Below are 14,489 nucleotides of genomic sequence, written 5' to 3'. Positions count from 1 at the left end.
CCGCCCCGAGACGGCGCGCGCCGTCGGCAGGGCGCTGGGCGCCAACCCGCTCCGCGTCCCGCTGGGAAGGGCACGACTCGTCCACGACTCGAGGTCGTCGCGCCCGGAACGCGGGCGGCCGTGCAACCGGCCCGGACCGGCCGGTGTTCCCCACCCGAGGCGCACGCGAGGCGCGCGTCCGCGAGCGGATGGGAAGGACGCCACATGAACGTACGGTCCGGGGGGCGTGTGGGCGCTGCTCCCGAGGCGGGCACCGGCACACAGGCCGGACCCGTATCCGGGAAACTGGGATTCGGTCTGGCCCTGATCCTGGCCGCCCAGTTCATGATCATGCTGGACTCGTCGATCGTGGCGGTGGCGATCCCCCACATCCAGCGGGACCTGGGGTTCTCCCCGGAGGGCGTGCAGGCGGTCGTCGCCGCGTACAACACCGCCTTCGGCGGTGCCCTGATCCTGTGCGGCCGCGTCGGCGACCTGCTCGGACGCCGCCGCGTCCTCATCGTCGGGATGCTCGGGTTCGCGCTGACATCGCTGCTGTGCGGTCTCGCCCGGAGCGCCACCGAACTGGTGGCGTTCCGCGCCCTCCAGGGGCTGTCGGCCGCCATCATCGCGCCCACCGCGCTGTCGCTGCTGACGACGCTCGTCCCCGAGGGGCCGCAACGCGTGAAGGCGATGAGCAAGTTCGGCATCGCCACCGTGCTCGGGTTCATCAGCGGCCTGGTCTGCAGCGGTCTTCTGGTGAGCGCCTGGGGCTGGAAGGGCGTCTTCTTCGCCACCGTGCCGGTCGGCGTCCTCGGGGCGGTGCTCATCCCCCGGTTCATCAGGCCGGTGGACCGTCTGCCGCACCGCATCGACGTAGTGGGCGCCGTGCTGATCACGGCGAGCGTGTCCGTGCTCGTGGCCGCGCCGACGCGCGGCGCGCAGGCCGGCTGGACGTCGGGGGAGTTCCTGCTGCTGCCGGCGATCGGCGTGGTGCTCTTCGCGGCCTTCCTCTGGTACGAGAACCGGCACGACGAGCCTCTCGTCAAGCTCTCCCTGTTCCGCTCCCGGACCCTGAGGGCGGCCAACGTCGTGTCCCTGTGCTCCGGGATCAGTTCGGGCACCGCCTACCTGCTGACCACCATGTACCTCCAGGACGTGCGGGACTTCTCACCGGTGAAGGCCGGTCTGTTCGTGGCGCCGGTGGGCGTGCTGAACATCGCTTTCGGATTCGTCATCGGACGCCTCATCACCCGCTACGGGCTGCGCGCCTCGATCACCGCCGCGACGCTGCTGTCCGGCCTCTTCGTGGCGCTGGTGGCCGGCCAGGTCTCTCCCACGGCGAACCTGACGGTCTTCGCCGTGGTCCTGCTGCCCATGGGCATGGCGTTCATGGCGGGCACCGTGACCTCCACCCTCGCGGCGACCAGCGGCGTCGCCCCGCAGGAGCAGGGCCTGGCCGCCGGGGTGCGACAGACGTCGTTCCAGCTGGGGATCGCCCTGGGCGTGGCCGTCCTGGTGCCCCTGGCCTCGCGCGACGTCGGCACGCACGGCGGCGCGGGCGTGGCCGCCCAGGAACTCGCCGACGGGGTGCGGTCGGCGTTGCTCGTCCTCGCCGCCGTGGTGGTGGCCGCGGGCGTGGTCGCCTTCACGGGCGTGCGCCGTCCGGCTGCCGGCAAGGACGCGTGAGAAACCGGCGAGCGCGACGGACCGGGGCCCGTCGCGGCCCTGCGCAGGCGCCCCCTCGCAACAGTCGACAGCGCGCCCTTCTGCGGAATCCAGGTCAAGACCAAGGACACCAAGCAGAAGACGTCCTGTCCGGTGGTGCACAACGAGGGCAGCTCCAACAGCCCGGTCTACGTCATCACCTTCGGGTCTTGATCTCTCGTAGCGGTCCGGCGGTCCGGCGGTCCAGGGCCGCCGGACCGTTTCGGCTACCTCAGGTGGCGAGCCGGACGTATGCGAGGCCGACTCCGGCGATCCGTGTCTGTTGCCGGTGCTTCCACCGGTTGGCGGCGGTACGGCCGCGGCCCAGTGTGTTCGGTGAGCCCGGCTCCAGGGCTCCAGTGGAAACCCCGGAAGACGCCGTCGAGGTCGAAGCGGTCGGTGGGATCGCCGTCGCGGTACCGTGACGGCCCGGCGGTTCGACGGGGAGGACACCGTCCGGCCCGCACGAACGGATCGCTGACCACGACCGCCCGATCGAGAGGGCCGGTCGACCGTCGAACGAGACGGCCAACCGCCGACCCACGTCACCACGGCCACAGGTGGATGTGGTCGGGTTAAAGGAAAGGGTTAAATGACGGGATAAAGATTGCTAGGGTCCAGGGTGGAGGTAGACGCATGGCGACCGAGGAAGAGCTGTTCGCGTCCGTCGACGCGCTGCTGGACGAGGAGCCGCAGCTCCCGCCCCCGGCGGAACGCGCCCGGTTGCGTGAGGCCGCCGGCATCACGCAGGCCCGTCTGGCGGTCGCGTTGAAGACGTCGACGCAGAGCGTCAAGAACTGGGAGAACGGCCGGTCCGAGCCGAAGTCGCCGCGTCTGGAGGCGTATCAGCGCCTGCTGAACGGCTGGGCGGCGAGATTTCCCGCGCATGGCGCCGCTCCCGCTCCTGCTCCCGCTCCTGCTCCCGCTCCCGCTCCCGCTCCTGCTCCCGCTCCCGCTGTGGCCGCCGCGCCCGTCCCGGTCGTCGCGCCGCGGCCGGAGGCGGAGACGGTCACCGGCCCGGCCGCACCCGAGGCGGAGCCCGGCATTCCGGCAGGGGTTCCCGCGGCCCCGGCCGCGCACGAGCGTGCCGTCCGTCCGGCCGCGAGCCCGGCGGCGTCGCGGCGCCCGGCGGAGACGACCGCGGGAGCCGCGGTGGATCCCCGGTTCCCGCACGGCCCGCTCGCGGTCCTGGACGGCGACGGCCGCGCGTACGGGGTCGACGGCATCGTGCTGGACTGTCCCGCCCGCACGATCCCGGAACTGGTGGAGTGGACGCTGCGCGAGTCCGGTCTCGGTGCGCCCAAGCTGCACCGCAACGGCAAGGACCAGGACCCGCTGATCGTGCTCACCGCGGACGCCGCCGTGAAGTTCGCCCTGCCTGAACGCCTGGAGGACCGGCGCGGCCTGCGCCTGCCCGCGGACCACCCGGTCGTCAAGCAGATCGGCAAGGCGAAGTGGCAGCTCACCCAGCGTGGGTTCGGGCCGTGGACCCGCGTCTACCGCAAGGCCCAGGGCTCCCAACGGCAGTGCGTGCAACTCGCCGTCCTGCCGTGGAACGCCCTCGACGACCGCTCCTGGCCCGGCGTGGCGGACATGGAGCCGGCCGGCATCGCCCGGGTCCTCGGTCTCTACGCCCGGCGCGTCATCACCCCGCGCGGCGGCACGGCGGTCAACGGCCTGGAGCTGATGACCGCGCTGCGCCCGCCCACACGCCCGGTGCGCGACCAGGAGAGCGGCAACTGGATCTCCGGCCACAACCCCGGCAGCCTCGGCACGGAGCCGATGGACCCGGCGCCGCCGGAGGGCCGGCCCGAGCACCCCGCGGTCCACCACCGCGGCTGGCAGGGCGGCTTCCTGCACGAGGAGGCGTACCAGTGGGTGCGGTCGGTGGACCTGCTGACCGACGAGGAGTGCCGCCTGCCGTACGCGGTCGGCCTGGACCTGAACACCGCGTTCCTCGCGGCCGCCGCCCGTCTGGTCGTCGGCCTGTCGGAGCCGGTGCGCTTCACCCGCCCGCGGTTCAACCCGAAGATCCCCGGCTCCTGGCTGGTCGACCTGTCCCACGTGGAGCTGGACCCGCGCCTTCCCAGCCCGTTCACGCCGACCGGCGAGCGGCCGACCGGCCCGGCCTGGTACCAGACGCACACCGTGGCCTACGCCCAGGAGCTCGGCTGCAACGTGGAGCCGGTCGAGGCGTACCTGCGCCGCGAGACCGGCGCGTACCTCGACCCCTGGCACGACCGGCTCAAGAACGCCTACGTCGACACCCTCGCCGACCTCGGGGTCACCAAGGACCTCCCCGAGGCGGAGTTCCTGGCGGCGATGGAGCGGCACAAGGACGTCGACCCGGCCCTGACCGCCGTACTGGCCGCGATCAAGGGGACGGTCAAGGGCGGCATCGGCAAGCTGTTCGAGGCCCCGCAGGGCAAGGACTACAAGGACGGCGACCCATGGCCGGCCATGCGGCGCCCCACCTGGCGCCCGGACATCCGCGCCGCCGTCATCAGCAAGGCCCGGGTCAACATGCACCGCAAGCTGCGCAACATGGCCTCGATGACCGGCCTGTACCCGCTCGCCGTGCTGTCCGACTGCGTCGTCTACCCTAGCCCCGGACCCTCGCCGCTGGACTTCCTGCCGTACGCGGCCTCCGGCAAGCCGCAGCCCGGAGCCTTCCGCCTCGGGCCCAGCCCGGGTCTGGCCAAGCTGGAGGGCGTCCAGGAAATGCTCTGGGCCGTCGACCTGATGGAGAAGGGCTACAACCCCGCCCGGCACATCAAGGGCGGCGACGCCGTCCTGGACGAAGGCGAGTAGACCCGGGACCACCGCCACCGGCATGCTGTGGCCGGAGGCCGGCGGGGAGCCGGAGCGGACGCGGGGCCGCCGACGGGCGCGCACGGAAGTCCCGCGGCCGACCACGCGCCCCCGCCTGGGCCCTGCCCGGTCCGGGCCGTGGCGGCACGACCCGCGCGAGACGTGCGAAACCTGGTTCCGGCCGGTCGGTCCCGACGGCCGGAACCCCACCTGCGAAGGGAGCCGCAGCCGTGGCCGGAGAGATCGAGGACGCCATCGAGCGGGCCGACCGGGAGGCCTTCACCCGCGAGCCGCCGAAGACGCTCAAGGGCCGGATCAGCTACCTGATCAAGCAGTTGGGCAGCGCCAAGGCCGTCGCCCGGGAGATCGGCGTCACCGCGGACTCCGTCAACCGCTATCGGCGCGGCGCCCGCAAGCACCCCCGCGCCGACGTGGCGGCGAGGATCGACGAAGCGGTGCGGGCCCGCTGGCAGCCGAAGGTGCGCGGGCGCCGGCGGCGACAGGCCGCCACCACGGGCGGGATCACGGTGGAGACCAGGGCCCGCTTCGGATACACCGCTCCCATCGGCACCACCGACGACGGGCGCTTCCGGCGGCTCACCGTGCACCTTCCGCCGGAGTACGCCCGCCGCCTCTTCGAGGCCCGCGACGCCGGGGCCGGCGACCGCGAGATGCGTGGAATCATCGCCGACGGGTTCAAGGACGTGTACTTCCAGGACGGCGGTGGCCGCGCCATGGGACTCTCGGACGTCGCCATCAACGACATCGACTACCTGGATCTCGACTACTGAAGCGGGCGCGGAAACACGCCCGCTGGACTTCCGGCCGTCGGCGGGGACGGGGCCCGCCGGGCGAACCGCCCGGTCCGCGGGTGCCGGGTGGCGCGGGTGCGCCCGGTGGGTGTTCGCGCGCCGGCGGGCAGGGGAGTCCGACGGCCGAACAGCGCCCGGCGTGGGCCGTCGGCGGGTCACGGGGTCGGCGCCGGCCGCCGAGGGGCCGGGGTCCGCTGCCCGTGTGACGCTTCTGTGAAAGGCCGCCCGGCCCCTTCGGGCCCCGGCCGCCGACGCGTTCCCGTTCCGTATTCTGGCGCCTGGAACTGTCGGCCGACCAGGGGGGCGCCGTGCCGCTGCACAGGGAGGACCCGAGGTCCGTCGGCGGCTACCGGCTGGTCGACCGGCTCGGGGCCGGCGGAATGGGCATGGTCTACCGGGGCAGATCGCGCTCCGGGCGCGAGGTCGCCGTCAAGGTCGTGCACGCCAAGTACGCCCGGGACCCCGTCTTCCGGGCCCGGTTCCGGCAGGAGGTCGAGGCCGCCCGGCGGGTGAGCGGCGCCTTCACCGCGGCCGTGGTGGACGCCGACCCGGAGGCCGAGTCGCCCTGGATGGCCACCCAGTACGTGCCCGGCCAGTCGCTCGCCGCCCGCATCCGCCACCGAGGCCCGCTGCGCGTCAGCGAGTTGCGGCCGCTGGCGCTGGGCCTCGTGGAGGCGCTGCGGGACATCCACCGGGCCGGAGTGGTGCACCGTGACCTGAAACCGGCCAACGTCCTGATGGCCGAGGACGGCCCCCGCGTCATCGACTTCGGCATCTCCCGGGCGGCGGAGAGCCACCACACCCTCACCGAGACCGGGCAGGTGATCGGCACCCCGCCGTTCATGTCCCCGGAGCAGTTCACCGACGCCCGGACGGTCGGCCCGGCCTCGGACATCTTCTCGCTCGGCGCGTTGCTGGTGTACTGCGTCACCGGGCGCGGCCCCTTCGACGCCGACAGCCCCTATCTGGCCGGCTACCGGGTGGTCCACAACCCGCCCGTCCTCGACGGGGTGACCGGATCCGTGCGCGCGGTGCTGGAGCGCTGCCTGGCCAAGGATCCCGCCGACCGGCCCGGACCGGACGAACTGGCGCGGGAGTTCGCCGACGCCCTGCCGGAGCCGTCGCCGGGCGAACCGGAGACGATGACGCTGCGGCTGCCCCCGGCGCGGCCCGGCGACCCGACCCTCGCCGGCACCGCGACCGCCGCCGGCCGCCGCCCCCCATGGCGCGGGCCGCGGACGCTGCTGGCCGTGTCCGGCGTGCTGGCCGCGGCCCTGGCCGGCTATCTCCTGGTGGGCCCGCGCGGCGGTGACGGCACGGCACGGGTGAACTCCACGGCTTCCACCAGCCGCTGGACCGCTCTCCCGGCCGGCTGGAAGCCGTGGCAGACGACCGCGTCCGCGGTCGCGGAGAAGGGCGTGCGGAAGGCGCCGGGGTACGAGGGGGACAGGGCGCCTGCCTGTGTGGCGGACGACGGAGCCCTCTACTGCGCCGGCAGCGCACTCCTGCCGGAACGGATCGACGCCACCACCGGACGCACCCTGTGGCGCTCCGGCATCGCGCCCGCCGGGGTGCCGGCCACCCGGTACGTCACGACGGTCCTCGGCGTGGCCGAGGGCGTGGTGCTCGTGGAACTGGCGGTCACCGACGAGGGCGGCATCGGACAGGCGCAGTCCGTCATCGCCCTCGACGGCGCGAGCGGCGCCCGGATCTGGACCCACGCGGTGCGCACCGACAGCCTGGGCTCGGTCTACGCCGCCGGGGTGACGCTGACGCAGGAGGGCGACGGCAGTGCGGTGACCGTCCGCTCGGCGCGCGACGGCACCGTACGCCGGAGGGTCCCGGTGCCCTCCGGCTACGACTGCCTGCCGCTCGCCGCCGATGACCGTCCGTTCGTGGAGTGCATGACCCAGGAGGAGGGCTCACACGTCACCGAGTTCCTCGTCGTCGATCCCAAGGACGGTTCCGTACGCACCCTCACCTCCCCCGCCCAGCCAAGGAGCTTCATCGGCGTCCTGGACGGCAGGCTGGTCTTCGTGGAATCGGACGACCGCCCGGTGGCCAACAGCCCCGACCTGATCTACACCCGGATCGTGCGCGTCGACCCGCGCACCGGCGAGCGAGCGCTGACGCCGCTGCCCGAGCGGTACCGAGGCGGGATCCCGACCCTGGCGCACGGCACGCTCTACTTCGCCACCTCCAGCGGCCTGGTCACGGCCGTCTCACCCGCGACGGGGGCCCGGCTGTGGCAGAGCCACACGACCCTGGAGACGCCGGGCCAGGCCTCGGTGGACCGGAGCGGGCGCACCGTCTACCTGGCCGGGGGGAGCGGCCGGGTGGCCGCCCTCGACACGGCGCGCGGCACCCTGCTGTGGGAGTCGTCGGCGCGTGCGGAGGTGCTGAACAACGGGCTCCTGCCCACCGTGTGGTTCAACGGGGGCGCGCTGGTGCTGGCGGCCTCCGACGGCACCCTCTTCACTCTCGACCCGGCGCACCCCGGGCGGAAACCCGTCCCGGGGTGACCCGGACGCGGTCCACGGTCGGGCGGAAGCGATCCCGCGGCCGGGAGGGACGATCCGCTCACCCTCGGGCGCGGACCCGTCCGCCCGGCGCCGGCCCGGGTCCGGCCCGGTGCCGGCGGCCCACTCGACGCCGGCCGGGCCGGGCTCCGGCGCGAACGCGTCCACGCCGGAGCCCGTTGCCGACCCGGCGGTTCCCGCCCACTCAGGACAGGCGACCACGCAACTGTCCGGGAGCGCGGCTTCCGGACGGAGTTCCTCAGAGGCCGGACGCCGGCCCGGATCGAGCGCCGGCCACGCCGTAGGCGGCACGCCAGGCCGCCGGGGGCACGGCGGCCTGGCGCCGGAAGAACGTGGTGAAGTTGCCGACGTCCCGGAAGCCGAGGCGCCGGGCGCAGCCGGCGACCGGCACGTCGGTGTGCGCGAGCAGTCTCTTGGCCTCCAGCAGGATGCGCTGGTCGAGGAAGGTCTTGGCGCCGGTGCCGGTGGCGGCACGCGTCGCCCGGGTGAGGGTGCGCGCGTCGCAGCCGAGTGCCCGCGCGTAGTCGGCCACGTGGTGCCGGTCGGTGAAGTGCTCCTCGACGGCGGCCCGGTAGGCGCGGAACACATCCGTGTACCGGCTGTCGACCGGCGTCGCACCGGCCGGGGCCGTCGCGTCGGGCAGGGCGCGCAGGACCAGTGCCGCCAACAGGTGGGAGAGCAGTTCGGGAGAGGCCAGCCGTGGTGTGCTCGCGGCCGCGGCGTGTTCGCGGCGCAGGTGCTCGGCCGCGAGCAGTGCGAGCTCCAGACGCTGCCGGTCCACCTGCCAGCACGCCGGGGCGGCGGCCTCGGCCGCTGTGAAGCCGGGCAGGAAGCCGGTGCGGAAGAGGACCAGCGGACCGTCGCAGGCGTCGACGTCGCTCCACCGGTGCACCGTGCCGGGCCGGATCCACACGACGCTTCCCTCCGTCAGACGGTAGTCGTGGAAGTCCGCCTCGTGGCCTCCGCCGCCGGAGCCGACGAGGGCGAGAACGTGGAAGTCGGGGCGCTGCGGAAGTACGCGGCGGCGGTGGGTGTCCATGGCACGCAGCGCCGCGAAGTCCATGACCTCCACACCGTACGGCGATCCCACGGCGGGCAGATAGCTCAACTGCCGCACACCGACGTGTCCGTTTTCCACAACCATCGTGCCCTTTCCGTCCGGGAACCGGACAACGCCTTGCGTACCGTCGGAATCGGCCTGAGAAGCAGGTCAGGGTACCCGGTCGGACTGCGGTACCGCGACGGCCGCGGGTTCGCGGCCGAGGGCGAAAGGTGTGACGATGACGGAAACGACAATACGGGTGGCTGTGGCGGGCGGGACCCTGGACGTGCGGGTCGGGGGCCGGACCGGGCCGGCGCTGGTGTTCGCCCACTACTGGGGCGGCTCCGCCGACACCTGGGACGGGGTGCTCGGCCACCTGCCGCCCGGGCAGGCGACGGTCCGCTTCGACCAGCGCGGCTGGGGCACCTCGCGGGCGCTGCCCGGGCCCTATCACCTCGATCGGACCGCCGACGATCTCGCCCGCGTCGTCGACACGTGTGTGCCGGGTCCGTTCGTCCTGGTCGGCCACTCGATGGGCGGCAAGGCGAGCCAACTCCTCGCGGCCCGCCGACCCGCCGGACTGGTCGGCCTGGTGCTCGTCGCGCCCGCACCGCCGCGGCCGCCCGCCACGGTGACCGAGGAGTACCGGCGGGTCCTGTCCCACGCATACGACTCGCCCGAGACGGTGCGGCACGCCCTCGACCATGTGCTGACCGCCGTGCCACTGCCCGAGGCCGTGCGGACCACCGCGCTGCGTGACAGCCTCGCCGCCGGGGCCGAGGCCCGGCAGGAGTGGCCGTTGCGCGGCATCGCGCAGGACATCACACGCGCCGTGCGCGACATCGAGGTCCCGGTGACCGTGCTGGCCGCGGAGCACGACGTGGTGGAACCGCCGAGCGTCCTGCGCGAGCACCTCCTGCCGCACATCCCGCACGCGACCCTGACCACGGTCCCCGCCGTCGGCCACCTGCTGCCCGTCGAAGCCCCCGCCGCCGTCGCGACCGCCCTCGGTGAGTTCCTCGCACTCCTCGGGCACCGACGGCACTGACCGTCCGAGAAGCGCTGCCCGCCCCGGCCCGGCCGCACTAAGCTGCGGGGCATGGACATCGTGATCCCGCTCTTCGACCGCTTCGAACCGCTCGACGCGATCGGGCCGTACGAGATACTCGGGTACGTGCCCGGCGCCAGTGTGCGGTTCGTCGCAGCCGAACCCGGCATGGTGCAGGACGTGTTGGGCTCCCTGCCGGTGCACGTCCCGACCGGGTACGCCGAGGTGGAGCGCTGCGACGTCCTGCTGATCCCGGGCGGGGGCAGCCACCGGACCATGGTGGAGGACCCCGAGTTCCTCGACTGGGTGCGCCGGATCCACGCCGGCACCCGCTTCACCACCTCGGTCTGCACCGGTTCCCTGGTGCTCGGCGCGGCCGGCCTGCTGGACGGTCTGACCGCCACCACCCACTGGGACGCGGCCGCCGAACTGGAGTCGTACGGCGCCGTCTACACCCCCGAGCGGGTGGTCCGGCAGGACCGGGTGATCACCTCGGCCGGTGTCTCCTCCGGCATCGACATGGCCGTCCGGCTGGCCGCCCTGCTCACCGACGAGGTGACCGCCCAGGCGATCCAGCTCTACACCGAGTACGACCCCCAACCCCCCTTCGACACCGGCTCGGTGGCCAAGGCCCCGGCCGAAGTCCTCGAACGGGCCCGCACGCTGGGCTGACCGAACCGCCCCGCTCGTCGGCGGCCGCGGTCCGGCACGGTCCCGCGCCGGACACGGGTGCGATCCCCCGGTGTCCGGCACCCACCGTCGCGCAGAGCGCCGTTCAGGCCCGCCTGGTCGCCGACGAACTGCCTCGGGCCGCACCACCCGACGCCGGACGCCGTCGATCCGGCCGGTGTCCGGCGCCCGGCTCCGCCTCGTCGGGCCGGGAGGGACGACCGGGGGCCGGGACCGCCGCCACCGCGCTCACCACGGGATGGCGCCGGACCCGTGGAAGCTGACCATGAACCAGATCACGAGGGGCATGAGCACGAGGAGCACGAACGCGGCGAGGACCTTCGCCCACACCGCTGTCCCACCGGGTCCGTCCGTCGGCATGACTGCTCCGCATCATCGCTCGGGCGCGGGCGGTCCGCCGACGCGGTTGAGATGGTAACTCCCGCAGAGCACCTGTTCGTTGGTGGGCCGGGCGGCACCCGAAAGTGGCGTCCCGGGCGGTCGCCGTGCGCGGACGGCCCAGTTGCCGCGCCCCCGGCGACCGCCCGACGCCGTCGGCGGATCCGGTCCGCCGGGCCGAGGCGGCGCGCCGGCCTCGCCGCGGGCCGTCTCCTCCGGAACCCCGCCGGCTCTTCCCGATGTGCGACGACACCGACCCGCCCCGAACGCGAGGTCGGCCTTCATGTCCACAACGGGGCATGAAGGCCGACGTCACGTTCAGCCCCCAGGATTCGCCAGCCGTGTCATTGCCTCGCCGGGGGCGCGGGGTGCTCCGCCGCAGTCTCTAGAAGAGCCCCTTGTAGCCGGTCCAGCCACTCGCGATCTTCGTGCGGGAGCCGAAGGTGCCCTTGCCGGTGCCGTTCTGCCGGTAGAGGTTCCCCGCGGTGTCCCGGGCGACGATGTCGGCCCTGCCGTCGCCGGTGATGTCCCCGACGCCGACGACCGCGTTGTACGAGCCGCCCCAGGCGCCGGCGATCTTCACCCGGGACGTGAAGGTTCCCTTGCCGGTGCCGTTGAGGCGGAAGAGGTTGTCGGCCCTGTCCTGGAGGAGGAGGTCGCCGATGCCGTCGCCGTTGAGGTCTCCGGCGCCGACGATCTTCTTGTAGCCCTTCCAGTCGGCGGCGAGCTGGACGCGGGACGACAGCTTGCCGGTGCTGGTGCCCTTGTAGAGGTAGACGGCACCCGTGGAGGCGTTGCGGGCGATCAGGTCGGGGCGGCCGTCCTTGGTGACGTCACCGGGTGCGGTCAGGACGTCGTACTGGGTCCAGCCGCTGGTGCCGAGGGTGGTGTACGGCGTCGACGGCTCCGGCGCCGCCCCGCAGGCCGGCTTGTACAGGCGCAGGGCGCCGCTGCTCGGCCGGACCAGGACGTCGTTGCAGCGGTCGCCGCTCAGATCGCCGAACGGCACGGCCCTGACCGAGGTGGACCAGCCGCTCGCCGACACCTTGCCGGAGAGCTTCCCGGCCCCGTCCCCCTGGTGGAAGGTGAGCGATCCCGAGGAGTTCAGCGTCAGGAGGTCTCCGACGCCGTCGGGCAGCGACGAGCCGCCGACGTGGTCCCGCCACACGGCCGTGCCACCCGTCAGCCGGACCGTGCCGGACTGGACCAGCGCCGCGCCCTGTCCGTCCGCCGGCACAGCCGTCAGCGTCCAGGTGTACGAACCGTTGGGAACCGGTCCGCCCGCAGTGTCACGGCCGTCCCACGACGTCGCGATCGAGTACGCGGCCCCTCCGCCCGTACGCGTGGCGACGACGCGGCCCGTGGCCCTGTGGCGGATCTCCACCTTCCAGGAAGCCGCCGGTTCGGACAGCCACCACTCGCCGCGCCAGGCGAGCGGCGTCGCGTCCGTCTCCACCCGCGCGCTGACGTTCCGGTAGGGAGAGAACAGCGGCGCCTCGGGTCGCCCGGTGTTCAGGACGTGGACGGCCTGGTCCGGCGTGGAGTACGCGAGATCACCGTTGCGCGGGTCGAGAGCCACGAGGCCCGCGGCGTCGGTCGTCCACCGCTGGACGGCCGCCCCGGTCCGCAGGTCGTAGACGCTCAGCCCCTGCCCGCCCCGGACGGCGACCACGCCGTCGCCGAGGCGGGCCTGCCCGGTGGAGGGAAGCGGGAAGCTCTTCCCGGACCGGAGGTCGTGGACGCCCGCGGCGAGCGGGGCGTCGCGGGCGTTGCACATCCAGTACAGCCATCGGCCGACAGCCTGGAGGTCGACCATGGAGGAGCACCTGGTGCTCACCGTGAAGGAGGTCAGCGAGGCCCCGGTGCGCGCGTCCTTCGCGGTCACCGTGCCGCCCGGGGCCGAGGACCACAGAGTGGTCCCCCAGATCGCACCCACGCGGTACGGCTCCTTGTGCAGGACCTTGCCGGAGCGGATGTCGACGACCCGGAGTTCCCGGCTGCCGCCGGCAGGCGTCCCGTCGACCAGCACCAGGTTCTCCGATGCCCCCAGGATCCTCGTCCGGGGCCCGGAGTCGTCGTAGGAATCCTCGAGGCCCGTCTCGACCGGGGTGCCGGGAAACGTCCCGCCCCTGCCCACGACGAACAGCTCGGGCCGCCAGTCGCCGTCCACGCTCATCGTCCCGCGGTACACGGTCCGGCCGTCCCCGGTGGGGTACAGCTCGGGGCACGGCACTTCGGTGGCGGTGCACTTGCCGTACGGAGCCGGCAGGCCGCCCACCCGGACCCGCTCGCCGTGTCCGGGCGCGGCTCCGGTCAGCGGGCGCTCGTAGACGGCGGTGGCTCCATCGCCGGACTCCAGGGTCCTGACGGTGCCATGGTCCAGCGTCAGCCGCTGGAGCTGCATCGGGACCGGCAGGACGCGGAGCACACGAGTCGCGTGCGGTACGGCGTCCGCCCCGGCGGTGATGTCCTGGTAGCCGTAGTCCTCCGCGGACCGGCCGCCGAGGACCTGGAGGCCGCCGTCCGGTCGGACGGCGACACGGCCCACGACCGCGCGGTCGAGAAGCGTCCGCTCGCCGGAACCGTCGAAGGGCACGGCCACGACCCTCCAGACGGACGCCTGGGACTCCTTCTGGCCGAGCGAGGGGTCATAGCGGCCCACGATCAGCGAGTCGCCGACGACGCCGAGGACCTTGGCGTCCTCGAGACCGATCCGAAGCTCACGCACGGGGGTGTCGAACCGGCCCTGCTCATAGATCCGCACGCCGTCGGCCTGGGGGGTGACCAGATGGAGGGCGGTCACCACGGAATTCCCGTACACCGTGCCGTAGGGCAGCCGCGTGGCCTCGGCGGTACGGAGATCGACCCAGACGTACTGTCCGACGTCCTGCCCGGGGACGCGCAGAAGCGAGAGGAACCCGTGGACGCCGGCCCGCCCGACGAGGAGGACGGAGGCGCCCTGAGGAAGGCCCGTCACGCGGCGGTCCACCGTGGTCCCGTTCTCATCGCTCAGCAGATGGAACTCGGTCCACTTCCCGTCGGTGCTCCCGCCCTCGGACACCACGGTGGTCCCGATCGTCCTGCTGTACTTCTGCCCCGCGGGGACGGTGACGGTCGTGGTCTCGTCGGTGGCCATGTTCCGCAGCAGCACGTCGCCCCTGTCCCCGCTGGGCGGCAGCGCCACGACGTCCGATGCCGTTCCGTAGTACTCCACCGGGTCGGCAGGCTGAGTGCCCTCGAGCTTCCGGGTCGAACCGTCCGCGCCCGTCCACTCCAGCCCGGAGGGCCCCTTCGTGGTGGTCGCGGCGTGCAGGAACCCGGAAGGCCCCACGCTCATCACGGAGCCGTAGCCCGGTGTGACGCGCATGGTCGCGGCGATCGTGGTCCCGCCGAAGGTCCCGGCGTCGGCTGAAGCGGTCCAGGGGGCCGGACCGAGGGCCAGCGCCAGGGACACGACCGCCGTGGCGGCGACAACGCTTGGA

General features: G+C 73.5%; 9 protein-coding genes. 6 read left to right on the top strand and 3 right to left on the bottom strand.

The window, feature by feature from the left end; genetic code table 11:
* Positions 1-204: 204 nt before the first annotated feature.
* The 4 genes from ACF061_RS13000 to ACF061_RS12985 all read left to right on the top strand — a co-directional run bounded on the left by ACF061_RS13000 (position 205) and on the right by ACF061_RS12985 (position 7,831).
* On the top strand, positions 205-1,668 hold the full coding sequence (locus ACF061_RS13000; protein ID WP_392266905.1) for an MFS transporter: 1,464 nt from the start codon (positions 205-207) through the stop codon (positions 1,666-1,668).
* A gap of 654 nt (positions 1,669-2,322) precedes the next feature.
* Positions 2,323-4,497: a telomere-associated protein Tap gene (gene tap, locus ACF061_RS12995; RefSeq protein WP_392266904.1), complete on the top strand. Its 2,175-nt coding sequence runs from the start codon at positions 2,323-2,325 to the stop codon at positions 4,495-4,497.
* 230 nt (positions 4,498-4,727) lie between these two features.
* Positions 4,728-5,288: a telomere-protecting terminal protein Tpg gene (gene tpg / locus ACF061_RS12990; protein ID WP_392266903.1), complete on the top strand. Its 561-nt coding sequence runs from the start codon at positions 4,728-4,730 to the stop codon at positions 5,286-5,288.
* 329 nt (positions 5,289-5,617) lie between these two features.
* Positions 5,618-7,831 carry a PQQ-binding-like beta-propeller repeat protein gene (locus ACF061_RS12985; RefSeq protein WP_392266902.1) on the top strand — a complete coding sequence of 738 codons (2,214 nt, stop codon included), beginning with the start codon at positions 5,618-5,620 and terminating at the stop codon, positions 7,829-7,831.
* A 256-nt stretch (positions 7,832-8,087) separates the two neighbouring features.
* On the opposite strand, the gene ACF061_RS12980 is transcribed toward ACF061_RS12985, so the two are convergent.
* Positions 8,088-8,993: an AraC family transcriptional regulator gene (locus tag ACF061_RS12980; protein ID WP_392266901.1), complete on the bottom strand. Its 906-nt coding sequence runs from the start codon at positions 8,991-8,993 to the stop codon at positions 8,088-8,090.
* A gap of 136 nt (positions 8,994-9,129) precedes the next feature.
* Here ACF061_RS12980 and ACF061_RS12975 point away from each other — a divergent pair, with 136 nt between their 5' ends.
* Entirely contained in the window at positions 9,130-9,939 is an 810-nt protein-coding gene (locus ACF061_RS12975) for an alpha/beta fold hydrolase (RefSeq protein WP_392266900.1), read from the top strand.
* A gap of 51 nt (positions 9,940-9,990) precedes the next feature.
* Positions 9,991-10,611, top strand: a complete 621-nt coding sequence (locus ACF061_RS12970; RefSeq protein ID WP_392266899.1) for a DJ-1/PfpI family protein — start codon at positions 9,991-9,993, stop codon at positions 10,609-10,611.
* A 246-nt stretch (positions 10,612-10,857) separates the two neighbouring features.
* On the opposite strand, the gene ACF061_RS12965 is transcribed toward ACF061_RS12970, so the two are convergent.
* Together ACF061_RS12965 and ACF061_RS12960 are read right to left on the bottom strand one after the other, a co-directional pair.
* Positions 10,858-10,989, bottom strand: coding sequence for a hypothetical protein (locus ACF061_RS12965; RefSeq protein WP_392266898.1), 132 nt, complete (start codon positions 10,987-10,989; stop codon positions 10,858-10,860).
* 403 nt (positions 10,990-11,392) lie between these two features.
* The gene (locus tag ACF061_RS12960; RefSeq protein ID WP_392266897.1) at positions 11,393-14,374 is read right to left on the bottom strand and encodes an FG-GAP-like repeat-containing protein; all 2,982 of its coding nucleotides are present in this window, start codon (positions 14,372-14,374) and stop codon (positions 11,393-11,395) included.
* Between the last annotated feature and the right edge of the window lie 115 nt (positions 14,375-14,489).

The organism is Streptomyces sp. NPDC015220, assembly GCF_043079345.1.
Classification (GTDB): Bacteria; Actinomycetota; Actinomycetes; order Streptomycetales; family Streptomycetaceae; genus Streptomyces.
The sequence above is the reverse complement of the archived record's forward strand: the minus strand, read 5'-3'. Positions and strand labels throughout refer to the sequence as shown.